Origin of the sequence: Terribium retamae, assembly GCF_022347545.1 — a bacterium.
Taxonomy (GTDB): Bacteria; Pseudomonadota; Alphaproteobacteria; order Rhizobiales; family Rhizobiaceae; genus Mesorhizobium; species Mesorhizobium retamae.
The window spans coordinates 1-23822 of sequence record NZ_JAKREW010000012.1 but is presented as its reverse complement, the minus strand read 5'-3'; the positions used below and the strand labels follow the sequence as shown (position 1 = coordinate 23822).

The window sequence follows — 23822 nt, the reverse complement described above, 5'->3', positions numbered from 1 at the left end:
TCCTCCGGCGGCACAGCGGTCAGCATAAATTAAACTTTTATCCAGCAAAATCAAATACTTTATGCAAGAAATCCCCCGAAATCACTCCGTACCATCAATCAGGATGTGAGGCGGTCCGTCTTGCGATTTCAATTATGTCGTTATAATGAGTTTCAACCGCGGGAGGAAAAAGCAGCAAGCCTAACACCGCAAAATGGGAGAACTCGCAATGAACATGCTTTCAATTCGCCGGCGCACTTTGCTTGGCCTGATTGGCGGCCTCGCCGCGATCGGAGCGGGCTTCGCTGCACCAACCTCTGCCTTTGCGGACGAGACGGTAACGCTGTGGAGCTGGCGTACCGAAGACGAGGCGGCAATGCGCCGGATCTTCGATGTCTTCGAGAAAGAGACGCCGGGCATCAAGGTCAAAATCCAGTTCACGCCTGATGCCGACTACCAGAACCGGCTGAGCACGGCGTTGCGGGGAGGACGCGGACCCGACATCGCGCAACTCAAGGCCTATGGCGAAGTGCAGCCGTTCATCGAGGCAGGCTACCTCGGCGCGCTGGACGACAGCGTGGCGGAACTGAAGAACATGCCCGAAACTGCGCTCGGAGCCGCGCGCGGACGCACCGACGGCAAGATCTATGGCGTGCCCTACTCCGTGCCGATGATGGGTGTGTTCTACAACAAGGAGATCTTTGCAGCCCAGGGCTTAGAGATCCCCAAGACCTATAAGGATTTCATTGCCGCCTGCGAGAAACTTAAGGCTGCCGGCATCACGCCGATCGCGGCCGGCGGGGCCAATGGCTCGGCCTGGGCGCTGGAGATCGGCGTCGGCGTGGTCGGACCGACCGTCTACGGCTCCGGCTTCTACGACGAGATGATGAGCGGCAAGGCGACGTTCGAAGATCCGCGCTATGTTGCGGCACTGAAACGCTATGCCGAGTTGAAGCCCTATTTCCCGGACGGGTTTGCGGGCGTCGACTACACCACCTCGACGCAGCAGTTCATCAACGGCAAGGCTGCGATGTTCCTGGGCGGTTCGTTCGAGAACGGCTCGTTCAAGGCGCAGAACCCGAAGCTACAGTTCTCGATCTTTTCCTTCCCGGCAGATGAGGCTGGCGCCAAGCTCTATACCTCGGCCTTTTCGGACGGCTCCTACGGGCTGGTCTCCGAAAGCGAGAACAAGGAAGCGGCCACCAAGGTGCTGAACTTCATGGCATCGCAGAAGTTCGCCCAGCTGTTCGCCGACGAACTCGGTTGGCCACCGGCGCGCACCGATGTTTCGGTAAAAGACCCGGTGCTCTCGCAGATGATGGATATGGCCAAGAACTCGACGCCCTACCTCACCCTCGTCGGCTTCCGTTGGCAATCGCCGACGGCCTCCTCGATCCTGCAGGCTGAGATCATCGACATGATCGAAGGCAAGATTACGCCGCAAAAGCTTGCGGCTGACATGCAGGCAGCTGTCGCCACATGGTTCCAGCCCAAGCAGTAGGCGATCTTCTCCGTGACGCAGCACCGGCGCAAGAGCAGCATGAAGCGGACGCAGCAGCGCATGGCTGTGCTGTTCGTACTGCCGGCGCTGGCGATTTACGGGCTGTTCGTGCTTTACCCGCTGGCGATGTCGCTGTGGGGCAGCTTCTTCACCTGGAAGGGGTTGCGCATGCTGGATTTCGCCGGCCTCTCGAATTTCGCGCGGCTGTTCGTGTTTCCGAGCAGTGCGCGACTGACTGGGGCGCTATGGCACAACGTGATCTGGTTCTTCGGCATCATGGTATTCCAGAACTGCGTCGGCCTTTTGTTTGCCTGGCTGTTGTTCCTGCGCGACCAGGGCAAGGGCAATGGCGGAGCTGCCTTCTTCCAGTCCCTGTTCTTTTTTCCCGCAGTGCTGTCGCCAGTGATCGTCGGCGCGCTGTGGCGCCTGCTGCTGGCGCCGGGAGGCGTCGTGGAATGGGCGCTGAACGGCCTGGGCCTGCATGAAGGCAGCCTGACCGTTCTCGGTAACAGCCAGACGGCGCTTCTGATGCTGGTCGCGGTGGACGCCTGGAACTGGATGGGCCTGCCGGTGCTGATCTACACCGCAGGGCTGCGGCAGATCTCGGGCCAAATCTTCGAAGCAGCCAAGCTGGACGGTGCCGGCAGCGGGCGTATGCTGGTTTCAGTCGCGCTGCCGCTGCTGATGCCAGCCATCGGCACGCTGACGACACTCTCCTTCATCAACACCTTCAACCAATTCGACATCGTCTATGTGATGCAGGGTGTGCAGGGCAATCCAAGTTATTCGACCGATACACTGGTGACTTATTTCTATCGCCTGGCATTTGGTGCCGAAGGTGCGGTCGGCATCACCGATATCGGCCTGGCGCTGGCGCTCGGCACCATGCTGTTCCTGGTCCTCAGCATCGGCACGCTGCTCATGCTGCGCTTCTTCGACCGACGCACGGTGCAGCTATGAGGGCGGCCACCATGCAGACGCGCCTTGCCAGACTGCCCGGCTGGACCGTGCTGGCGCTGTGGTCTGCGGCTGTGCTGCTGCCGCTCTACATCCTCGTCGTCTCGTGCTTCAAGACGACGGCAGAGATCTATGAGAACCGGCTCGGCCTGCCGCAGAGCTGGTCCCTCGACAACTTCACCAATGCATGGACGCGTGCAGATCTCGGCCAGAACTTCATCAACAGCCTGATCGTCACCGGCGGCGCGGTCGTGCTCACCATCGTGGTCTCGGCGCTCGCCGCCTATCCGCTCAGCCGCTACAAGCTTGGCTGGAACGGCATCATGCTGGGGCTGTTCCTGTCGGGCATCATGCTGCCAATCAGGCTGGCCTCGGTCGAGCTGTTCACACTGATGCGCAATCTGGACCTCCTCGATTCCCTGACAGGACTGATCTTGGTCTATTCGGCGATCCGCATTCCTTTCGCCGTTTTCATCTTCGCCAATTTCATGCGCGTGCTGCCGTCGGAGCTCGACGAGGCGGCGCGCATGGACGGGGCGGGCGAAACGCGAATCCTGTTCCAGATCATCCTGCCGATGGTGAAACCGGCGGTATCGATCGTCGCCATCTTCACCGCCATAGCAGTGTGGAACGACTTCTTCTTTCCGCTGATCTTCATCTTCGACGATCGCTACAAGACCGTACCGCTGGCGATCAGCGTGTTCGTCGGGCAATTCCGCACCGACTGGGGCCTGGTGTTTGCTTCGCTCGCCATCTCCATGGCCCCCATCCTCATCATGTATTGTTCGCTGGCGCGTCAGATTCGCGAAGGCGTAGGCGCCGGCGGAGGCATGAAATGATCGAAGACAAGGTCTATGCCGCACGCTCGATCCTGGTTGTTGGGGCGCATGCCTTCGACGCCGAGGTCATCGCCGGGCCGCTGGCCGCAGTGGCTGCCAACCGAGGGGCCACCGTCACCTTCCTGCACCTCACCATGGGAGAGCAGGGACATCCCTGCCTGATCCCCGACCACTATTGTGCACAGAAGGAGAAAGAGGCCGCAAAAGCCGCCCAACGACTGGGTATCGATGTGCGCAATCTTGGGCTTAGGGATGCCTTCCTGCCCAATGACGACGAGACCGCGCTCAAAGTTTGCGATGTCATCCGGGAGCTGAAACCGGAGGTCGTCATCACGCATTGGCACGGCAGCTGGCACAAGGACCATCGCGCCGCAGCCGAGCTGACGCGCACCGGCTTCTTCTTCGCCGCCCTGCCGACATTGAAACGCAGCCACGATGCCCACACACCGCAACTGCTGCTATTCGGTGAAAACTGGGAAGACGATGACGGCTTCAAGCCCGAGCATCTTATCGACGTCACCGACGGCTTCGAAGCCTGGAGTGCGGCGGTGCACGAATACGAACTGGCGCGGGGCCTGAGCAGCTTTCCTTACGTCGATTACTACAGTGCGCTCTACCGGTTGCGCGGCTGCCTGCGCGGTACGCGCTATGCGCAAGCCTTCGCTGCCGCCTCGCATTCCTGGAATGCAGGCGCCGGGCTGTTCGCACCACCAGCTGCCGGGAATCGCAAACCATGACGCGCACGCTGGCCATAGACCTCGGCGGCACCAATCTGCGCGCGGCCGTGCACGGCGGCGGCACGGCACTGCAGGCGCTGACGCATGAGGCAGTTCCCTCGACACTGGAACATCTCCAGACCCGCCTCGCAGCGCTCGTCGATGAAGCGGGGGATGTCGCGGCAATCGGCGTTGCTGTGCCGGGCCTTGTCGAAGGTTCGACCTGCCGCTGGATACCGAACCTGCCCTATCTCGATGGGCAGGATCTGCAGACACTGTTCCCCGGGCTGTCGGTCGCAGTCGGCAATGACGCGCAGATCGCCATGCTGGCGGAAGCCGTCGAAGGCGGCGCGAAATCGCTGACCGATGCGCTGCTGCTCGCTATCGGCACGGGCATCGGTTCGGCCGTGCTCGCTGGCGGGCGTATCATTGCGGGGGCACAAGGCGGCGCCTGTTCCTTCGGCTGGGCCTGCGCCGATGCCGACGATAAAGGCGAAGACCGCAGCGGCTGGCTGGAGCGTGCCGCTTCCGGCCGCGCTCTGGATGCCATCGCCCGAGGATTGGGGTTGGCAAACGGCACCGCGCTGGTGGCGGCGGCGCGTTCAGGCGATGGCGAGGCGGTGGCAGCACTTGAGGCACCGATGCGCAAACTTGGCACGGCATTGGCCGGCGCGGTTGCGCTGCTCAACCCGCAGGCGATCCTGATTTCCGGTGGCATCGCGGACGCGCTGGATGTGATCAAGCCGCCATTGCTCGCGGCGCTTCGGCGCCAGTTGCCGCCACACCTTCGCGACATAGACATCAGGCCCGGCATCTTCGGATCGCGCGCCGGACTTGTCGGTGCAGCGCTTGCGGGCGCCGCAGGAGCCGGATGGAGACATATACGATGACCGAAGTCAGCTTTCCGCAACCCGATCGCCGTCGCCCCGAACCGCTGTGGTTTCAGGTCGAGGAAGCGATCCGCGCCATCATCAAGAGCGGCGAATGGGCGACCGGCGACCAGATACCTGCCGAAGACCGCTTGTGCGCGCTGTTCGGGGTGAGCCGCATCACACTGCGCCACGCCCTTCGCAACCTGGAAGAAACCGGGTTGCTGCGCCGCGAACATGGACGCGGCACGTTCGTGCGCTCGACCACGCTGGTTGCCGGTACACGCGAATTGACGAGCTTCACCCAGGAGATGGGCAATATCGGCGTCGTCGCGGGCTCGCGGCTGCTGGATTGCAGCCTGACCAAGGCAGATGCGGCAGCGGCGGCGGCACTCGAGATCGAAGAAGGCGATCCGGTCGTGCGCATCCGGCGACTGCGGCTCGGCAACAATGAGCCGATCGGCATCCAGACGGCGCAGCTTGCCGGCGCGCGCGTGCCGGGCTTTCTCGATTCCGGCTTGCTGCAAGGTTCTCTCTATGAAGCACTGGAACGCCGCTACGGCATCGTGGCGATGGAAGCACGCGAAAGCTACCGTGTCGGCACGGTGCCAGCCGCTGATGCCGATCTGCTCGGCCTGGCCGTCGGCACGCCCGCCTTCATCGTGGAACGCGTGAGCATCGATGAGCGCGGCCCCTTCGAATTCACCATCTCGGTCATGCGTGGCGATCGGTACGAGATCCGTTCGACGTTGCGCGCCGGCCGCGTTCCTCCCAACACCCGAAGCTGACACCAAGCAGGAGTATCCAAGTGTCCGATTTCTACATTCCCCGCCTCGCCGCCCTCATCGAGAAGGCGTCGAAGGAAAATGCCGAAGCTTTCGAGCAGGCGGCGAGCAAATTTGCGGATTCGCTGCAAAATGGCGGGCTCGTCCATCTCTACGGTTCCGGTCACTCCGTGCTGCCCTGCCAAGAAGTGTTTCCGCGCTACGGTTCCTATGTCGGCTTCAACCCGCTGACCGACCCGCGCGTGATGTGGAACAATGTGCTCGGGGCCGGTGGCGTGCGTGAGCTGCTGTGGCTGGAACGCACGGAAAAATATGCAGAGAAATTCCTCGACCACCAACCTCTCAACGAAGGTGACTCGATCATCATCTTCGGCCATAGCGGCCGCAATGCATCGGGCATCGACACTGCGATCTATGCCAAGAAGCGCGGCATCTTCGTGGTGGCAATCACCTCGAAGAACAATCTCGACAAGCCGGCCACGCACTCCTCCGGGATGCGGCTGGCCGATGCCGCCGATCTGGTGATCGACACCTGTTCGCCGATCGAGGATGCGATCGTGCCGGTGGAAGGCTGGAGCCGCCCGGTTTCCGGCTCGTCGACGGTGCTGGCCATGATCATGGCGCACGAGCTGATCGCGCGCACGGCTGACCAGCTATCGAAGCGCGGCGTCGAACTGCCGGTCTTCGCCTCGCCGACGATCGCGGGCGTCACGCTGCACGACACGGATGTGATCTACGGTGTCTATCGCGAACGCATGCTGGAGGCGCAGAAGAAACATCTGCCGAGCTTCCAGGCCACCATGCGCGGCGAGTGATCGAAAGAAAAGGCCGGCATCGCCGGCCTTTTCTTTTGGACTATTGCCGCTCCGGCAAACGGCGCCGGGTGATGGCAACATGGAAACCCATGCCGTGGAGCAGGCCTGCATCGTTGAAATCGAAGGTCGGGTTGTGCAAAGGAGCGGAGTTCTCGCCATTGCCGACGAAGACGAAACAGCCCGGGACATGGTCCAGGAAACGGGCGAAGTCTTCTGAGCCGGTCATCGGCTCCTTCGCCACGGCGATCGCCTCCGGCTTGAAGACCGTTGCGGCGGCAGCAAACGCTTCCTCGACCAGCACAGCATCATTCATCAGCGGCACGAATTCACGCGTATAGGTGACCTCGGCACTGACGTTGTGAGCGAGCGCCGTGCCCTGGGCGACGATGCGCATCTGCCGCTCGATCTCGGCACTTACCTCCGGCCGGAAGCTGCGGGCATCGCCTAGAATTCTGGCAAGGCCGGGCAGCGCATTGCGCGTGCCATCCGTGATCAGCTCGGTCACCGAAACGACGCCGATATCCGTCGGGCTGAGCCGGCGCGACACGATGGTCTGCAGGTTGGTGACGAGCGCGCAGGCGGCGACCAGCACCTCATTGCCCCAATGCGGCCGCGCAGCGTGACCGCCGACTCCTTTCAGCACGATCTCGAAATTATCCTCAGCCGACATGAACGAGCCGACGCGGGTTTCGAAATGGCCAACGGGAAGGCCCGGCATGTTGTGCAGACCATAGATCTCCTCGAAGGGAAAACGCGCCATCAGCCCGTCGTCCAGCATGGCGAGTGCGCCTTTGCCCCACTCTTCCGCCGGCTGGAAAATGAAGCGCACGGTGCCGTCGAAACCACCCTCTTCGGCCAGCTGCCGTGCCGCGCCGAGCAGCATGGTGGTGTGGCCGTCATGGCCGCAGGCATGCATGACACCTTCGTTCAGCGAACGATAATTCGCGGTCCCCTGCTCGGTGATACGCAATGCATCCATGTCGGCCCGCAATGCGATCGCACGGTTGCTCGAGCCACGCTTCAACGTGCCGACGACGCCGGTGCCGCCCACCCCTTCGGCGACGTCGAGACCAAATTCGCGCAGCTTCGCGGCGACGAAGGCGGCAGTGCGTTTTTCCTCGAAACCGAACTCCGGATGAGCGTGCAGGTCATGACGCCACGCCGTCATTTCACGTTCCAGCAGAGCCATGTCGATCATGCGGGCGTCACCTCCCTGTTGCGGCCGGCGACCACGGCCGGGCTCGCGCCAACCAGTTGTTCGTAGCGGCCCAGATCCGTCGCGCCTTCGGTGTTCACCAGAAGAATGCGGGACGATGGATCGAGACGCAGGGCCGCCCTCAGATCCGGTTCGGCCAGTGCCCGCGCCAGTCCGGCAAGGCCGACACAGCCGCTTTCGCCGGAGACGATCGCGGGATCACCGCCTGCCGGGCGCGCCAGCCGGTTCATGGCGGCAACGGCATCCTCTTCCTCGACCGTCATGAAGGCATCGGCGACACGCGACAGCACACGCCAGGCGACCAGGGACGGCTCATAGCATTCCAGCATCGCCATCACGGTCGGCTCTCCATGATCGACCTTGGTCACGCGGCCTATACGGGCGGTGGCCAGAATGCAGGCCGCGCGGGCGGGCTCGACCACCACGAAGGTCGGGCGATCCCCTCCAAGCGTTTCGGCAAAATGCCCCGCCAGAGCGGCGGCAATACCGCCGACACCGGCCTGCACGAACACGTGGGTCGGCGGCCTGTCGAGCTGATCCAAAGCCTCGTGTGCGATCGCCGTATAACCCTGCATAACCAGGCCCGGGATGCGTTCATAGCCCAGCCACGACGTATCCGAGACGATCGACCAGCCATTCTGTTCGGCGACATGCGCTGCTTCGGCCACGGTCTCGTCATAGGTGCCGTCGACGCGGACTATTTCGGCACCGAAGCGGGCAATCGCAGCGACCCTTTCGTCGCTGACTCCGCCGTGCACAAAGATGACGGACCTCGCGCCGACACGCTGCGAACCCTGCGCGACCGAGCGGCCATGGTTGCCGTCGGTGGCGCAGGCGAACGTCATGTTGGCGGCAACGGCGCGTACGCTCGGGCGATCGAGATCGGCAAAGCCGACATCACGCTCAAAATGGCGGGCCGCTTCTTCAAGCACAAGGCGGATCACCGCATAGGCGCCGCCAAGCGCCTTGAAGCTGCCGAGGTCGAGACGCTGCCCCTCATCCTTCACATGGATCGTGCCGACACCCAGCACGCCCGCCAGTGCCGGCAATGCCACCAGCGGTGTGGCCACGGCATCCTCCCGAAATTTCAGGAAGCGCTCCACCTCCCGTGCGCCGGCGGTGCCCATGAGTTCTGCATCGACCGGAGCCAGGGCAGTATTGTGGTCGGGATGGGTGTTGAGCAGGAACATCCGCGCCTCTTCACTGAGATCGTGAAGATGTATTGCATCGGAAGCGCAAATTGCGCTGTATTCCGCCGCTATGCGCGCAAGTTTGTTTCATGAGGGATGACGGTGGCGAAACCGGCAATCGAACTCGACAGTTTCGACCTGGCGATCCTCGCCATCCTGCAGAAGGACAACGCGACGCCGCAACGGCTGGTCGGCGAAGCGGTGAACCTCTCGGCTCCGGCAGTGCAGCGGCGTATCCGGCGCCTCGAAGAGGCGGGGGTGATCGCGGCCAATGTCGCCATCGTCGATCCCGCCAGGATCGGACAGGCCATCACCATCTTCGTTGAGGTGGAGGTGGTCAGCGAGACCGCCGAACTGCTCGACGTGGCCAAGCGGGAATTCTCCGCCGCGCCGGAAGTGCAGCAATGCTATTATGTGACCGGCGAAGCGGATTTTATCCTGATCGTCATCGTGCCGACGATGGCCGACTATGAGGCGCTGACGCGCCGCCTATTCTTCTCCAACAACAACGTCAAGAAATTCCGCACCTTCGTCGCCATGGACCGCGTCAAGGTCGGGCTCACCGTGCCGCTGACACCATCCGGCGCGGCATAAGTCCGGATCGTGCCAATTGCCTGGGTAAAAGATATTAAAAGTGGAGTCGCAAATTCTTGATAATCACACTCAACAATGTTAGGTCGCTCTCGCTCGTATGAGCCGAGACCTGAGTGGATCATCATCAACCGCCGGATCGTCTCGGCTCCGTAAAGTGGAGACGAGACCTTGCAAGACGATATGCGCCTCAATGCTGCGAACCGGACATGCCGGAAGAACCTGTTCGGCCGAGCCGTCCGCATGGTTGCCGTTGCCGGCCTGATTGGGATGAACGTCGCCCCGGCCCTGGCCCAACAGACGGCGCCCGTCGAAAACAGTGCACCAACTGTGGCGCCTGCCGGCGAAAGCACCGCACCGGCCGCGCCAAACACGAATTCAGCGCAGGGCACGACGCCTTCTCCCGCGGCCCAGCCCGCGCCAGCCACGTCGGCGCAGCCAGCGCCTACCGAAGTCGCCCCGGCGCCTGGCGCACCGAACGCTGCCGAAGCACCATCGATCGCCAAGGCAACGCTGCCGCACAATCTGTCCCCCTGGGGCATGTTCATGAGCGCGGACTGGGTGGTGAAAGGCGTGATGATCGGCCTCGCCTTCGCCTCGCTGGTGACCTGGACCGTGTGGCTCGCCAAATCACTGGAAATTGCTGGCTCCAAGGCGCGCCTCGCCAAGGCATTGCGCGGCATCACGGGCGCACGTCGGTTGGATGACGCCACCCAAGCGCTCGGCAACGGCGCCGGCATCGGTGGCGTCCTTGTCCGTGCTGCGGCCGAGGAGCTGGAGATGTCGCGCCAGGACGATGGCGGCTATGACGCCGCCGGCGTCAAGGAACGTGTGGAATCGCGTTTGATGCGCATCCAGGCGCAGGCAGGCCGGCGGCTCAGCCGCGGCACCGGCGTGCTCGCCACGATCGGTTCTACTGCCCCCTTCGTCGGTCTGTTCGGCACGGTTTGGGGCATCATGAACTCCTTCATCGGCATTTCCGAAGCACAGACCACCAACCTCGCCGTCGTCGCTCCCGGCATCGCCGAGGCATTGCTGGCAACCGCGGTCGGCCTGATCGCGGCCATTCCGGCGGTCGTGATCTACAACGTTTTCGCCCGCTCCATCACCGGTTATCGCCAGGGACTGGCCGATGCCGCCGCTGGTGTGCAGCGTCTGGTCAGCCGCGACCTCGATCGTGTCTCTCCGGCCCACACCCCGGCGCGTCCACATGTGTCGGCACCTGCGGCCAGACCCGCAAACGGCCATAAATCCCCGTCGGTAGCCCTGTAGGAGAAGCGCGGTGGCCGGTGGCATCAAGCAATCGTTCGACGACGACGATCTCCAGGAAAACCACGAGATCAACGTGACGCCGTTCATCGACGTCATGCTCGTCCTGCTGATCATCTTCATGGTCGCAGCACCGTTGGCAACGGTCGACATCAATGTTGACCTGCCGGCTTCCACGGCGACGCCCGCACCACGGCCGGAAGAGCCGCTTTACGTTACGCTCAAGGATGACCTCAGCCTGGCGATCGGCCAGCAGACGGTGGATCGAGCAGCCTTCCAGCGACAACTGGATACGATCGCCGGAGGCGACAAGCAGAAGCGCATCTTCCTGCGCGCCGACCGCGGCGTCGCCTATGGCGAGTTGATGGAGGTGATGAACCTGATGCGCGGCGTAGGCTATCTGAAGGTGGCGCTCGTCGGGCTGGAAACGGTGCCGACGCCTGCTGCGGGAGCAGCGCAGTGACAGCGGCCGCGGCACATGGCGGCCTGTTCGGCGGCATGAGCCGTCGCGAGTTGGCATTGTGGTCGGGTGCGGCACTCATCGTCGCGTCGATCCATGCCGGCGGTGGCTGGTATCTGGGCAGCGGAGGGTCTGAAATCTCACCACCCCCTTCGGCGCCCCCCGCCATCATGCTCGACCTGCCGCCGATGGTCATCAATGCCCAACCGGTAGCGCTCGATACGGCTGACCCGATCGACAGCATGGCCTCGGAGACACCACAGGAAGTCACGGAACAGATCGATCCTGTCGAGGAAGAGGTCCAGAAACCTGTAGAAGAGATGGCGGACCCCGAGCCGGAAGTAGAAGCGCCAAGGCCTGAAGTCGCCGAGGAAGTCGTTCCAGACCTCGTTGAAGCACCATTGCCCGAAGTCGCAATGGCTATTCCCGAACCCCGCCCGGAAACTGAGAAGCCGAAGCCGGTGGTCAAGCCGGCGCGCGAGAAGAAACCGGTGGAGAAGAAAAAGCCCGAACCGGTCAAAGAGGCAAAGGCCGAAAAGCCGAAGAAGGTCGAGAAGAAGGCACCCGCCAATCCGATCGCCCAGCAGAGGGCAGCCAAGGCTGGCGCCAACAGCAAGGTCAATGGCGGGGGCAGCGGCACGGGCAATTCGGTATCACCGCAAAAATGGAATTCGCAGGTCGTCGCCCACATCAGGCGCTATATGCGGACGATACCGAATGTGCGCCGGAGCGGCGTCGCATACGTCTCCTTCACGGTCAATTCCAGCGGCGCTGTGGTGTCCGCTTCCCTTGCGCGCGCATCCGGCGAGAAGGTGATCGACGATGCGGCTTTGTCGCTGGTGCGACGTGCATCACCGGTTCCCGCCCCTCCGGATTCGGTTCCGGCCTCGGGACGCAGTCTGCTCATTCCAATTGAGCTGCGGTCGCGCTGACGCACTACTGGCACACAAAACGGCGCGGGCTGATGCCGGCGCCGTTTTCACTCCATCTAATCCGTCGTTGAGGGCAGGCCCTCAAGCCTTTGCTGTCTTGGGTCCAATCACGAATGCCGTCACTGCAGCCAGCAAGGTCGCGATACCGGCGTAGGCGAAAGCGCTGGACACGCCTGCATTGTCAACCAGAAGACCGCCGACAACAGCGCCTGTGGCAATCGCCACCTGGAAGGCGGTGACCATAAGGCCGCCGGCGCTTTCAGCCTGATCGGGCGCAGCGCGCAGCATCCAGGTCTGCACTGAAACCGGGATGGCGCCAAAGGCGAAACCCCAGGCGGTGACGGCGACTGCCGAGGTCACCGGCGAAGCACCGAAGACAAGCAGGACCAGAGTGGAGATCGCGATCAGCAGTGGCGAGAGGCCAGCGGCAAGCTTCAAACTGCGCTCCACGATGAAGCCACCGACGAGATTGCCGATGAAGCCACCAATGCCGAAGGCCAGCAGAACCAGCGAGATGCTCTCGACGTTCATCACCGGCACCTTCTCGAGGAATGCGCGAACATAGGTGAAGCCTGCGAAATGGCCTGAGGCGATCAGAAGGATGAAGAGCAGGCCGATCTGGAGCGCCGGACGTTTGGCAACGTCAACCAGCGTACGCAGGCTGGCGATGCCGGAGGGCGGCAGACTGGGAAGCGTGGCTACCTGCGCCAGCAACGTCACGGCACCGACGACAGCCGCGACCAGGAAAGCCGTGCGCCAGCCCCAGATGTCGCCGACATAGGCCCCGACGGGTGCGGCACAGACCGTGGCCACCGAAACGCCACCGAGAATGATCGACATGGCCCGCGGCAACAGTCGCGCCGGCACCAGGCGCATGGTCATGGCGCCAGACATGGCCCAGAAGCCTCCGAGCGCCACGCCGAGCACCACGCGTGCCGCGAGCAACATGGCAAGCGAAGAAGCGAAGGCTGCGGTCAGGCTGGAAATGATGAGCAGGAAAGTGAGGATCCACATCAGGATCTTGCGGTCGAGACGGCGGGTGATGATCGCCATGGTGGGGGCGGCGACGGCGCCGACTATGGCGGTGGCTGTCACGGCCTGGCCGGCGGCGCCTTCGCTGATGCCAAGGTCCTGCGCCATCGGGGTGAGCAGGCTGGCCGGGAGGAATTCAGCGGTCACGAGACCGAAGACGCCGAGCGCCAGCGAGACGACGGCTCCCCAGGCCGGATCTGCACGCTCCTCGGTGGAAGACAGTACGGGGGCATCCAGCGCCGCCGTCGCGGGGTCGGTCATAATCAGTCTCCGAAATGGTTGCAGTGCAACAAATGCTCCGAAATGGTTGCAGTGCAACAAATGGAGGTGACCGTTTGGAGTTTCCATGTTAGAAACACCATTATGCTTGATCGTTCGTCCAAAAGTTCGTCATTGTCAGTATCCCCGACCGGAGATCCGCTGACCGACATCCTGCGCGGCCTGCGCCTTGACGGCGTGCAGTATGGCCGCTGCGAAATGAAGGAGCCATGGGGCCTTGAATTCCCGGCGCAGGACGCCGCCCGGTTCTACTTCGTCGGCCAGAAGCCATGCTGGATGCGCATGCCCAATGGCGACTGGTTTGAGATGAAAGCCGGCGACGCAGTGCTGGTGCCACGCGGTGCGCCGCACGCGCTGGCCAGCTCGCCCGAGGTGCCGACCACGCAGTTCAAGGGTTATGAGGTCACCGAAATCTGCAAGAACGTCTATTGCATGAGGACGGAGCCCGCGACGGAAAGCTGCGTGCCGGGCACGCTGCTGTTCTGCGGCACCATGTATTTCAACCTCGACAGCCTGCACCCCCTGCTTGGCATGATGCCGGATGTGATGCGCACGCATGGTCTGGAAGAATACGAGCCGAGCATCCCGCATCTGCTGGAAGCGATGGCGCGCGAAATCAAGATGGAACGCGTCGGCTCCGCCGGCATCGTCGCCCGGCTGGCGGACGTTCTGGCCGCCTCGATCATCCGCTCATGGGTCGAGCGCGGCTGCGGTGATTCAAAAGGCTGGATCGCGGCGGTGCGTGACCGTGAGCTTGGCAAGGTGCTGGCGGCAATCCATCTCGAGCCGAACCGCGACTGGAGCGTCGAGACGCTGGCCCGGACAATGGGCGCTTCCCGCTCGGGCTTTGCCGAGCGTTTCGCCTCGATCGTCGGGGAGACACCGGCCAAATACGTTACCCAGGTGCGCATGCACCAGGCCAGACAGTGGCTGACACAGGACCGGCTGAAGATCGCGGTCGTCGCCAACCGATTGGGCTATGAATCGGAAGCCGCCTTCAGCCGCGCCTTCAAGCGTGTGATCGGCGCGCCGCCGAGTCATTTTCGCGGGGAGGACACCATCGAAGTGCCCAACCTTTGACGGGCAATAGAGCACAGCGACCGGCGCCTTCCTTCGTCAGCCCGCTGCGCCGCCCTGCGCCTCCAGCATGCGCCGTGCGCTTTCCTCGTCGGTGATCAGCACTGTCGGCTTGACGAGATGCATGGCGCCGAGCAGTGCATCGATCTTCTCCTGGCCGCCCGATGTAAGAATGCGCAGCGGCGCCCGGCGCAGGCGATCGACTTCGACCGACATCACACGATCGTTCACCGGGTGGTCGACAAGATCGCCGTTGCGGTTGAAGAAATGGAATAGAAGATCGCCGACCGCGCCGCGCGCGACCAGTTCCTCACGATCGGCCTCCTTCAGGAACCCTCCGCGGTAGAAGGTGGTGGCCGAGGCAATTCCGCCGATCGACAAAAGCACGGCATCCAGCGCGTCAGCCATCTCGAAGATTTCTTCCAGCCCGCAGCGCTCGACGAGCGCCACCTTGGTTTCGACGCTGTCGACCACCGCTGGTGCCGGAATGAGATAGCCATCGCCCTGGAAGACCTGGGCGAAACGCCAGGCGAATTCGGCGGGATTATAGCGGCGCGCCACGCCGACGCCGCCAAGCAGGGAGATGACCTTGAAATCGCTCAACGACTTGGCGCCGATGAACGGCAGGGTCGAAAACAGCGTGCGGCCCCAGCCGACACCGACGCGCATGCCGGAGCGCATGGCTTCCGATAGATAAGCGCCCGTCTTGGCGGCAATAGCTGGGATCGGGTCGGAATCCGCACTGGAAAGTGGTGCGACCAGCGCCTGCTCCAGACCGAATGTTTTTTCCAGAGCCCGCTCCAGCCGCACGATCTCGGACAGTTCGCTTTCGATGGCGATCTTGACTTCGTTGCGGGCGCGCGCCTCGGCCAGCATCCGCACGACAGTGACACGGCCAACGCCGAGAACGTCGGCGATCTCGTTCTGGGTCATCTGCTCGATGAAATACATCCAGGCGGCACGGATGCGCAGGCGATCGGCCTTGCTTTCGGCCGCGACCGTTCCGTTCTCGCCCGTTCCGCTTTCAGCGACCCCCATCTGCCGCTGCGGCTTTCTTGCCACTGCATCCCTCCCCGTAAGCACTACGATCGAACCGTCCCCGATTCGTCATATGGCCACTATCGCCTTTTGACCGGTCCTGCACGATATAAACAATTGGCTGAGACGACCATGCCGCCTATACCGGTTGATCAGAAGCAGAGAGCAGACGATGCTGCGTGAAATCTCCGAAGAGGTCCGCGTCAACCTGAAGGACCGGCTGCGCGACGTGCGCCACATCATCCGCCGGCACCGCCACGACAGCCCCGCCCAACAGGCGCGGCAAGGCGAAGAGGCGGCCCGCCCGTCCTTTCCGATCCGCGAGATCGAGGGGCTGCTTGGCCATGCCGCGAGCGCCTTTGACGACATGATGTCGATGGCCGAAACGCTGGTGCCGCGCGAACGCAGCGGCCGTATGAACGGGCTGACGCCGAAGCCGATCGGCGTCTATTTCGCGTCCGGTGATGCGGCGCTGACCGGCGAACGGGCGTTCCGGCGCGACATGTATGCATTGGCCAAGGTCGTGCTTGCCGAAAGGAAAGCCAACAGCGTTCGGGTGCGCGAGGCTAGTTTCACCGCTGTGCATGCAGCAGTCGAGCGGCAGCATGCCGAGCTCCTCAAGCGACTGGTCCGCGAAAGCGACTGGGCCGGACGCGTCGCACTGGTTGCGGCGTTGAGCGGGGCGCTGCTGGTGGAATTCCTCAATCATGACCCGCTGCGGCAGGACGAGGCACCGACGGCGGCCGTCGGCCCGGGCCGCACATTCGCGATCTCCTGCCTGGCACCTGTCGCGCTTGCGGTTGGGCTTGCCAGCGTCGACACCAGCGCGAAACCCGAACCCGACCTGCTCGAGATCGCCGTGCTTGCCACCAACGCCAGGCTCGACCGCATCCTGACAGCCTGCAATGGCAACGATCCGCTGGACGAACTGACGACGGTGTTTGCCACGCTGCTGGCACATCTGCTGTAGGCCCCTTCCTTCTCCCCGTTTGCGGGCAGAAGGTGTCACGAAGTGACGGATGAGCGGCGCCAACAAAGCAAAAGCCGACTCTACCCTCTCTGTCCTGCCGGACATCTCTCCCCTAAACGGGGAGAGAAAAGTAGCTTCAACGCAGCGCTTAGGCTTTACCCAGCTCAACGATGCGCTTTTTGGCACGCGAGATCGAGGCCGGGCTCATCGACAGTTCGGTCAATCCCATGCGCAGGAATTCCGGAATGAGATCCGGCCGGGCAGCGGCCTCGCCGCACATCCCGACCATGATACCAGCCTCCACACCGGCTTTCGCCGTCATTTCAATCGCCGCCATGACGGCCGGATTGGCGACGTCGTTCAATGCACTGACCGTCGGATTGAGCCGATCGGCGGCCATGACATATTGGGTAAGGTCATTGGTGCCGATCGAGAAGAAGGACACCTCCTTCGCCAGCATCGGGGCAATCAGCACTGCGGCCGGCGTCTCGATCATCACGCCGAGCTGGAAGTGCCCGAAAGGCACGCCATCGCGCGTCAATTCACCGGCACATTCATCGATCAATGCCTTGGCGCGACGCACCTCGCTCAAGTCGGACACCATCGGCAACATCACCTTGACGTTGCCGTGCACGGCAGCGCGCAACAGCGCCTTGAGCTGCGGCTTGAAGATGTCCGGACGGTCGAGGCACATGCGGATGCCGCGCCAGCCGAGGAACGGGTTTTCCTCTTCCGGGAACTCGATACCGGCCACCGGCTTGTCGCCGCCGATATCGAGCGTGCGCACGATGACCGGATAAGGCGCAAAAGCCTTCGCCAGAGCCCCATAGGTCTCGGCCTGCATGTCCTCGGACGGCAGATGCATATGACGCATGAAAAGGAGCTCGGTGCGGAACAGGCCGACACCCATGGCTCCGGCCGCCTGCGCGGCTTCGATCTCTTCGAGTGAACCTATATTGGCCGCCACTTCGATAACGGTGCCGTCGGCACGCTTAGGCGTCACATCCTTGAAGACGTCGAGCGCATGGCGCTCTTTGGCAGCGTCCTCAATACGGCGGATATAGTCGGCTTTCACATCCAGGGAGGGGTCTGCAATGACTAGGCCACCGGTGCCGTCGAGAGCAACTTCCTTGGCATCGCGCAGTTCCATGACCCGAGCACCGAACCCCAGAACTGCGGGGATGCCGTGCGACCGGGCAATGATGGCGATGTGCGAGGTCGCACCGCCATGGCCGCAGACGATACCGCCGATCCGCTTCAGCGGCGCGCGCGACAGGTCCCAGGCGCCGATGTCCTCAGCGATCAAAATGGCGCCCTGAGGGATGTCCTCCAGGCTAGCGTCGTCCTGCCCCAGCAGGGCGAGACAGATCTGGCGGCCTACCGCCTGAACATCGTCCGCTCGGGCGTTGAGGTAAGGATCCTCGACGGAACCGAACTCGGCTGCGAGCTTGGCGGCGGCGGCGATGACGGCGGCAACGGCATCGGTGCCAGTGCGGATCATCGCCTCGGCCTCGCCGATCAGCGTATCGTCGGCGGCGAGATCGCGCAGAGCCGCAACGATGCCGCGATCGCCGCCGGCAAGGTCTTCGCTGGCAAGTGCCTTGTCCATGCGTGCCTGTACCGCGGTCACGGCGTGGCCGAAACGCACGATCTCGGCCTCCGCTTCCTCTGGCGTCAGCGTCCGCGCCTGCGGGCGGATTTCCGGCGGAAAATGCGCGAAGGCCGGACCGACGGCAACGCCTTCGCTGGCGGCAATGCCTCGCAGGCCGTCTGGGTATGTTGTCTCCTGCGCCGGAGCCGCGGCGGGCGGCCTGGCGGTTTCGCCATTCTGGTCTCTTTGTTCGCTGACAGCTTCATCTTCCTCGAGACCGGCACGTGGATTTTCCAGATAGCCGATCAGCGCCTCGACGGCTTCGGCGGCGTCGGCGCCATTGGCGCGCACGGTCACTTCCTGGTTCTCCTTCACCCCCAGAAGCATGAGCTTCACCGAGCTCTTGGCACTCACAGCCTTGCCCGCCTTCACGATCTCGACTTCGGACTCGAAGCTCTTGGCAAGACGTACGAAGCGGGTCGCGGGTCGGGCGTGCAAACCTTCATGCACTCTGACGATGGTCGAGCGTTCCATACAGGCAATCCTATCAGATTTTCCGGTCGTGGAGCGTTTCACCGAAACGCTCCATCTCCTTATGTTGACGCAATTCCGAGCGGAAAACCGCTACACATTTCCGGAACTGCTCCAACCCGGACGGGCGCGATCAAAACGAAAAGCACCGTGACCCTGCGCGTGGTCATGGCGCCGGCATTTCAGGCAGCGATGGTGATCAGGGCGTCTTGCCTGAGAGCCAGGACGAGCTGGCCGGCATCAACTTCGCTGGCGCAGATCTCACCTGGCCGTTCCGCTTCCGTCGCGCCGTTGAACGAGATGACGACATGGCCGATCTCGCGCACCTTGCTCCACGCAGTGGAACCGATTGCAGTGATCGTTGCCGACACCGCGCCGATGGCGATCGACGCGCCGACCTGCGGCGCGCCTTCGCTGGGGCCCTGTACGGCCTTGTGCATCACCGAGACCTCGGCGAGCTCCGGCGGCGAGCCATCCGCGAAGAGGATGACCACACCACCCTCGGCGAGATCCGCCACTTCGGGTCCAACTGCGGTTACCCGCGTTTCCAACAGAACCGTCATGATGCGGCGAATCTCCTTGTTATCGTTACAGGACCAGCAGACTGACTATCCATGCGAGGAGCACGGACACGGGACCCATGATCTGGCGGCTGATGAGCACCGCCGGCACACCGATCTCGATCGTCTTGGGCTTGGCTTCGCCAAGCGCCAGGCCGACCGGGACGAAGTCGCAGCCAACCTGGGTGTTGTAGGCAAACAGCGCCGGCAGCGCCATGGCCGGCGAGATCGTCCCGTTGGCAATCTGTGGGCCGATGATGGCGACGCCGATGACCTGGGCGATGACCGCTCCGGGCCCGAGGATGGGCGAGAGGAACGGCAGGCCGCAGATCGCCGAAATGATCAGCAGTCCGACAATGTTGTTGGCCAGCGGACCCATGGGCTGCGCCAGCACGTCGCCGATCCCGGTATAGAGGATCAGGCCGATCAGCATGGTCACGAAGGCCATGAAGGGCAGGACGTTGCGGATGACCTGGTCGATAGTGCGCCGGCCGGCATTGAAGAAGATGCCGACGACGCGGCCCATGACGCGGCCGATCGAAGAGATCAATCCGATCATGCCGCCCTCGCTCGGCAGCGGCTGGGCAGCCGTCGACGTCGCATTGCTGTTGCTTGAACTCATTGCCGCTGCTCCCCCTGCAGTGGTTACCGTCTCGGAGCCGTCGGCCATGACGATATTGGCCGGCTTGACACCCGAAACATAGATATCTTCCAGGATGAACTGGGCTAGCGGCCCGGACTGGCCGACCGGCGTGATGTTGACGGTCGGGATGCGCTTGCGGGGATAGACGCCGCAGCGTGCGGTGCCACCGCAGTCGACGACGACGACGGCCATCTCGCTCTCGATGGGTGGTGACTTGAAGCCATCGACGGCCTCGGCTCCGGTCATCTCGGCGATCTGCTGTGCGATCGGGTGGATGCCGCCGCCGGTGACGGAGACGACTTTGTTGCGCTGTGCAGTCGGCTCGATGACGAGCGGGCCGCCCCAGCCGCCGGAGCCCTTGGAGATTTTTACGGCCTTGTAGGTCTTTGCCATGATGTTGCCCGCCCCTTACAGCTCGACGCCCTGGCGGCGTGCCATGATGGCGGTGATGCGTTCGGTCAGAATGCCCTTGAACAGGATCACGACGAGACCGACGATTGCGTACCAGATGGCCACCTTGATGTGGTATCCGGCAACGACGACGCCCTTCTTCTCAAGCTCGAGCAGCGCAACCAGCACGCCGCCCCAAACGAAATATTCGCCGGGGTTGATGTGCGGGAACAGGCCGAGCGGCGGATGCACGTAAGACACCGCCGCGTCATAGAAGGCCGGCTTGTGCTTTTCTTCGAGGAAGGAGCCGAAGGTGTAGGCCATCGGGTTGGTGAGGAAGAAGACGGCGAGCAGCGGCAGCACCGTGTAGCGGGTGAGCGCGATGCGACCCGCGCCGCGGGCAAGACCGTGGACGCGCTCTTCGCCGACCAGCTCGGTGATGGCGTAGAACGCCGTCATCAGAACCACCAGCGTCGGGATGATGCCGGTGACGAAGCCGGCGAACACCTCACCGCCCTTCTGGAAGATGCCTATGAAATATTTGCCGATGGCGGTCAGCCAGCCGAGCTGTTCTTCCTTGGCGACTTCGTTCAGCTTTTCCTTGAACTGCTCGACGGTGATCGGGCCACCGTCGGCCTGCGCCAGAACGACTAGGTTGTCGCCGGCATGAGAGACGGCAAGCTTGCCGTGCAAGGCAGCATCCTGGACGACCGCACCTGCCACGTGCAGGTGCTGTACGGCCATGTCGGCGTGCTGCGCCAACAATGAAATTACAGACATATCTCCTCCTTGGTCCGTCCGCCGTCTGTCCCCAACGGCAGTGGCATTCGTTCCAGAGCGTTTCCGTTTTCCACGGAAACGCGGAAACGCTCCAATCCTTTGTTTCTACGCAATTCCGGACGCAAAACCGCTGCACACTTTTGCTGGAATTGCGCTATGCGCTGACTGTCTTCAAGCCGGTCAGGCCCGGCTTCTTTCCCGGCTCCAGCCGTGCCCGGTCGATCTGTTCGATCGCCCGCTTCACGGCCTCGGCCACACCGGGTTCCCCCTCTCCCATGATCGCAGGATTGGACCGGATACGATCGAGGGCGGTGCCCTCGAATTCTTCAAGCCGCCTGAACTTGGCGAACACCGACCGGCCACTCATCACGAGCAGGCGGCGCACGATAAGATCAGGCGTTACCACCACCAGGACGATGATGCCCTTGGCAAAGCGCCCACGATAATTGCCGGCGCCGACGAAACCGTCGGCATATTTGTTCGTGATGCCTTTGAAGACGTCGGAATAGTGCCGCATCTGCAACCAGACGCCGAGGGACTGCAGTCCCCAGACGAGCGCAAGCGCGAGCAGTGCCCACTGCCAGATTGCCATCAGGATATCTCCTCCCAAGCCCTTGGCCCCGCCATCGCTTCATGACAGTACCAAGACGAAAGTTAGAGAACATTTGTTTTCTCGAATGTCAATATGTATGATTTTTCCATAAAGACCGAAAACGATTGATCCACCGCATTTGGCGGCGACGACGCATGTGATAGAATCGGTTTCAAAGGACGTGCGATGGACTTGCGATTCAAAGACGAACTTGCCCTGATGCCGGATCTCGGCCATCAGCTGCGGCGCCTGCGCTGGTTCAGGACGACGTTTCGCGCAAGCGCACGCTCTGTGGAAGCGACCTATGGCCTGCGTTTCGAGATCGACGAAACGCAGCTGACCAGAGCCTTCCTGGACTGGATCGAGATTATGGAAGCGCAGAAGCGCTTTGCCGACGTGAATCGCGCCGATTTCATCATCTTCGCAGCCGGCCTAGTCCTGCGCGAATTGATCCGCCAGGATCCGGCCAAGGCGGTCGGAGCCGGCCCGCGTCCCGACCTGCCCCCCGCCGATGCCGGTATGGCCGAGATCGTGCAATTCTGGCCGGAAGGTTTCCTGTATACCAATTACTGCGTGTCGGCGATCGCTGCCGTTTACGAACAGGAATTCGGCCATGCGCCGACCATCGACCAGTGTGCAGACGATCTGCGCACCTGGTGGTCCTACCGCGAAAACGTCACCGAGATGCCAGCCTATGCTGTTGCCTTCCTCGACCGCTTCCTCGGCGCCGAGCCGAACTGGATCGTGCCCGACAGCGCGCAGTCCAGGCAGGCGATGCAGGCTGCGCTCGAAGGGAAAGACAAACGGAAAGTTGGGCATCAGGCCTGAGCGCCTCCTTGAACATTCGTCTCTTTGCCGATAGCGATGTGCCAGATTATCGAACACTTCGAGGCGAGGCGTGGCGGCACAACAGTTGATCATCTTCGATTGCGACGGCGTTCTGGTGGACAGTGAGCCGCTGGCCGCAGAAGCTTACGAGCGCGTCTACGACAAGCATGGCATGAGCGGCGTCGGCGCCGATATCATTGCCCAGTGCGTCGGGATGAAGCAGGCTGACATCATCATCCGCATCAAGGAGCTGACTGGTCACCACCTGCAGCCTGAGCAGGAAGGCGACCTGTGGATGGTCACACGCGACCTGTTCAGCGAGAAGCTGAACCCCACCAATGGCATCGCGCCGTTCCTCGACACCTTGAAAGCAGGTCGCTGCGTTGCCTCTTCCTCGTCATTGGAGCGCATCCACCACAGTCTCGCTGTTACCGGCCTGGCGCCGCATTTCGGTGAGGCGATCTTCTCATCCTCGATGGTGAAGCGCGGCAAACCGGCACCGGATATCTTCCTCCATGCAGCCGAGAAGATGGGGGCGGACCCGGCGAATTGCGTCGTCATCGAGGACTCGCCCTTCGGCGTCGAGGGAGCGGTTGCCGCCGGCATGACGGCGATCGGCTACACAGGGGGCGGCCATACCTATGCAGGCCACGGCGAGCGGCTGAAAGCGCAGGGCGCGCATGCCACCTGCGCGACCTGGACGGAGGTCTCCGACAGGCTGAACGGACTTGGTTTCCGGCTCTAGGGCCGGTGATCGGGCCGGCTAGATATCAGGCGCGTTGCCGATAATCGCCTTCAGGTCGATGGCCCAGGCCCGGCCTTCATCGCCGCCCCACAGCAGCCACGCGACATAGCCGGCGGAGGGATTTTCCTCATTGCCGAAGTTCCTGGCGCGCTTGTCCACCTCATGACGGGCGAAGAAGCTCACCATGCGTCGGATGGTCGAAGGCTGCAGCGCCCGGCGCTCGACCAGCTCACGCGCACGACCGACGCCGATCTCGGTGCCGCCGCGCCCGAATTTTTCGCGCAGGCGCAGGCCTTTCGCTGCATTGTCGGCGACGATCTGCGGAGGAACGAGCGAGATTTCGGGTGAATTGGTCACGGCATATCCTGGCAGCGGCTTCGTGCCAGCTAGCGCGATTCCCGTCGGTTCGCCATGCAGAACCGTCCAGGTCGACGTCTATGGACACCAGCCCATGCCTTTCGCCGCCTCTCCCCTCTTTGACGCATGATCTTTGTCCGAAAGGCTGCGACTTTTCGGGATCATGCTGGAAGAGAGACGGTACCCCCCGTCGGGAGGAACTATACCAAGAGAGTCATCGGGTTTTCGATGATGCGCTTGAAGGCGCCGAGCAGTTCGGCTCCGAGCGCACCGTCGACGGCACGATGGTC

At 62.8% G+C, this 23822-nt stretch carries 26 protein-coding genes; 15 read left to right on the top strand and 11 right to left on the bottom strand.

Annotated features, from left to right (window positions below; genetic code table 11):
* Positions 1 to 208 precede the first annotated feature (208 nt).
* Genes L4923_RS14090 through L4923_RS14060 form a run of 7 tightly spaced genes read left to right on the top strand, consistent with a single transcriptional unit; the run spans position 209 to position 6461 of the window.
* Positions 209 to 1480 carry an extracellular solute-binding protein gene (locus L4923_RS14090; RefSeq protein WP_239366043.1) on the top strand — a complete coding sequence of 424 codons (1272 nt, stop codon included), beginning with the start codon at positions 209 to 211 and terminating at the stop codon, positions 1478 to 1480.
* Between the two features lie 39 nt (positions 1481 to 1519).
* The gene (locus L4923_RS14085; protein WP_239366041.1) at positions 1520 to 2440 is read left to right on the top strand and encodes a carbohydrate ABC transporter permease; all 921 of its coding nucleotides are present in this window, start codon (positions 1520 to 1522) and stop codon (positions 2438 to 2440) included.
* Positions 2441 to 2451: 11 nt separating this feature from the next.
* Positions 2452 to 3276, top strand: coding sequence for a carbohydrate ABC transporter permease (locus L4923_RS14080; RefSeq protein WP_239366039.1), 825 nt, complete (start codon positions 2452 to 2454; stop codon positions 3274 to 3276).
* The gene (locus L4923_RS14075; protein ID WP_239366037.1) at positions 3273 to 4013 is read left to right on the top strand and encodes a PIG-L deacetylase family protein; all 741 of its coding nucleotides are present in this window, start codon (positions 3273 to 3275) and stop codon (positions 4011 to 4013) included. Before L4923_RS14080 ends, L4923_RS14075 begins: the two co-directional genes overlap by 4 nt.
* Entirely contained in the window at positions 4010 to 4882 is an 873-nt protein-coding gene (locus L4923_RS14070; RefSeq protein ID WP_239366036.1) for an ROK family protein, read from the top strand. Before L4923_RS14075 ends, L4923_RS14070 begins: the two co-directional genes overlap by 4 nt.
* Positions 4879 to 5649, top strand: a complete 771-nt coding sequence (locus tag L4923_RS14065) for a GntR family transcriptional regulator (RefSeq protein WP_239366035.1) — start codon at positions 4879 to 4881, stop codon at positions 5647 to 5649. Before L4923_RS14070 ends, L4923_RS14065 begins: the two co-directional genes overlap by 4 nt.
* A 20-nt stretch (positions 5650 to 5669) precedes the next feature.
* Entirely contained in the window at positions 5670 to 6461 is a 792-nt protein-coding gene (locus tag L4923_RS14060) for a sugar isomerase domain-containing protein (protein ID WP_239366034.1), read from the top strand.
* A gap of 40 nt (positions 6462 to 6501) precedes the next feature.
* On the opposite strand, the gene L4923_RS14055 is transcribed toward L4923_RS14060, so the two are convergent.
* Positions 6502 to 7659 carry a M20 aminoacylase family protein gene (locus tag L4923_RS14055; RefSeq protein ID WP_239366033.1) on the bottom strand — a complete coding sequence of 386 codons (1158 nt, stop codon included), beginning with the start codon at positions 7657 to 7659 and terminating at the stop codon, positions 6502 to 6504.
* Positions 7656 to 8867: a diaminopropionate ammonia-lyase gene (locus tag L4923_RS14050; protein WP_239366032.1), complete on the bottom strand. Its 1212-nt coding sequence runs from the start codon at positions 8865 to 8867 to the stop codon at positions 7656 to 7658. The genes L4923_RS14055 and L4923_RS14050 overlap by 4 nt, the downstream gene beginning before the upstream one ends.
* A gap of 102 nt (positions 8868 to 8969) precedes the next feature.
* On the opposite strand from L4923_RS14050, the gene L4923_RS14045 reads away from it, so the two are divergent.
* From L4923_RS14045 to L4923_RS31090, 4 genes are all read left to right on the top strand, one after another.
* Positions 8970 to 9461, top strand: a complete 492-nt coding sequence (locus L4923_RS14045) for an Lrp/AsnC family transcriptional regulator (protein ID WP_425530944.1) — start codon at positions 8970 to 8972, stop codon at positions 9459 to 9461.
* A 240-nt stretch (positions 9462 to 9701) separates the two neighbouring features.
* Positions 9702 to 10730, top strand: a complete 1029-nt coding sequence (gene exbB / locus L4923_RS14040; protein WP_425530947.1) for a tonB-system energizer ExbB — start codon at positions 9702 to 9704, stop codon at positions 10728 to 10730.
* A gap of 10 nt (positions 10731 to 10740) precedes the next feature.
* Positions 10741 to 11190 (top strand): TonB system transport protein ExbD, encoded by a 450-nt coding sequence (gene exbD / locus L4923_RS14035; protein ID WP_239366030.1) that lies wholly within the window; start codon positions 10741 to 10743, stop codon positions 11188 to 11190.
* Positions 11187 to 12119, top strand: coding sequence for an energy transducer TonB family protein (locus tag L4923_RS31090; RefSeq protein ID WP_239366028.1), 933 nt, complete (start codon positions 11187 to 11189; stop codon positions 12117 to 12119). The genes exbD and L4923_RS31090 overlap by 4 nt, the downstream gene beginning before the upstream one ends.
* Positions 12120 to 12200: 81 nt before the next feature.
* Here the strand turns inward: L4923_RS31090 and L4923_RS14025 are convergent, their stop codons facing one another.
* A complete protein-coding gene (locus L4923_RS14025) occupies positions 12201 to 13412 on the bottom strand; it encodes an MFS transporter (protein WP_239366027.1) in 1212 nt (403 codons plus the stop codon).
* A gap of 102 nt (positions 13413 to 13514) precedes the next feature.
* Between L4923_RS14025 and L4923_RS14020 the strand changes: the two genes are divergently transcribed.
* On the top strand, positions 13515 to 14510 hold the full coding sequence (locus L4923_RS14020; protein ID WP_239366026.1) for an AraC family transcriptional regulator: 996 nt from the start codon (positions 13515 to 13517) through the stop codon (positions 14508 to 14510).
* Positions 14511 to 14546: 36 nt separating this feature from the next.
* Here L4923_RS14020 and L4923_RS14015 read toward each other — a convergent pair whose 3' ends face one another.
* Positions 14547 to 15545, bottom strand: coding sequence for a sugar-binding transcriptional regulator (locus tag L4923_RS14015; protein ID WP_239366256.1), 999 nt, complete (start codon positions 15543 to 15545; stop codon positions 14547 to 14549).
* 172 nt (positions 15546 to 15717) lie between these two features.
* On the opposite strand from L4923_RS14015, the gene L4923_RS14010 reads away from it, so the two are divergent.
* Positions 15718 to 16515 carry a hypothetical protein gene (locus tag L4923_RS14010; protein WP_239366025.1) on the top strand — a complete coding sequence of 266 codons (798 nt, stop codon included), beginning with the start codon at positions 15718 to 15720 and terminating at the stop codon, positions 16513 to 16515.
* 148 nt (positions 16516 to 16663) lie between these two features.
* Here the strand turns inward: L4923_RS14010 and ptsP are convergent, their stop codons facing one another.
* The 5 genes from ptsP to L4923_RS13985 form a co-directional block, all read right to left on the bottom strand.
* The gene (gene ptsP, locus L4923_RS14005) at positions 16664 to 18640 is read right to left on the bottom strand and encodes a phosphoenolpyruvate--protein phosphotransferase (RefSeq protein WP_239366024.1); all 1977 of its coding nucleotides are present in this window, start codon (positions 18638 to 18640) and stop codon (positions 16664 to 16666) included.
* A gap of 179 nt (positions 18641 to 18819) precedes the next feature.
* On the bottom strand, positions 18820 to 19200 hold the full coding sequence (locus L4923_RS14000) for a PTS glucitol/sorbitol transporter subunit IIA (RefSeq protein WP_239366023.1): 381 nt from the start codon (positions 19198 to 19200) through the stop codon (positions 18820 to 18822).
* 25 nt (positions 19201 to 19225) lie between these two features.
* Entirely contained in the window at positions 19226 to 20233 is a 1008-nt protein-coding gene (gene srlE / locus L4923_RS13995; protein ID WP_239366022.1) for a PTS glucitol/sorbitol transporter subunit IIB, read from the bottom strand.
* Positions 20234 to 20248: 15 nt separating this feature from the next.
* Positions 20249 to 21010: a PTS glucitol/sorbitol transporter subunit IIC gene (gene srlA, locus L4923_RS13990; protein WP_239366021.1), complete on the bottom strand. Its 762-nt coding sequence runs from the start codon at positions 21008 to 21010 to the stop codon at positions 20249 to 20251.
* Positions 21011 to 21164: 154 nt separating this feature from the next.
* A complete protein-coding gene (locus L4923_RS13985) occupies positions 21165 to 21602 on the bottom strand; it encodes a transcriptional regulator GutM (protein WP_239366019.1) in 438 nt (145 codons plus the stop codon).
* 186 nt (positions 21603 to 21788) lie between these two features.
* Between L4923_RS13985 and L4923_RS13980 the strand changes: the two genes are divergently transcribed.
* A complete protein-coding gene (locus L4923_RS13980) occupies positions 21789 to 22430 on the top strand; it encodes a hypothetical protein (protein WP_239366018.1) in 642 nt (213 codons plus the stop codon).
* A gap of 70 nt (positions 22431 to 22500) precedes the next feature.
* On the top strand, positions 22501 to 23175 hold the full coding sequence (locus L4923_RS13975) for an HAD family hydrolase (RefSeq protein ID WP_239366017.1): 675 nt from the start codon (positions 22501 to 22503) through the stop codon (positions 23173 to 23175).
* Between the two features lie 18 nt (positions 23176 to 23193).
* Here the strand turns inward: L4923_RS13975 and L4923_RS13970 are convergent, their stop codons facing one another.
* Both L4923_RS13970 and L4923_RS13965 read right to left on the bottom strand, forming a co-directional pair.
* Positions 23194 to 23532, bottom strand: coding sequence for a hypothetical protein (locus tag L4923_RS13970; protein ID WP_239366016.1), 339 nt, complete (start codon positions 23530 to 23532; stop codon positions 23194 to 23196).
* 200 nt (positions 23533 to 23732) lie between these two features.
* Positions 23733 to 23822: 2-oxo acid dehydrogenase subunit E2 (locus tag L4923_RS13965; RefSeq protein ID WP_239366253.1), on the bottom strand; the 90-nt coding region annotated here is incomplete at its 5' end.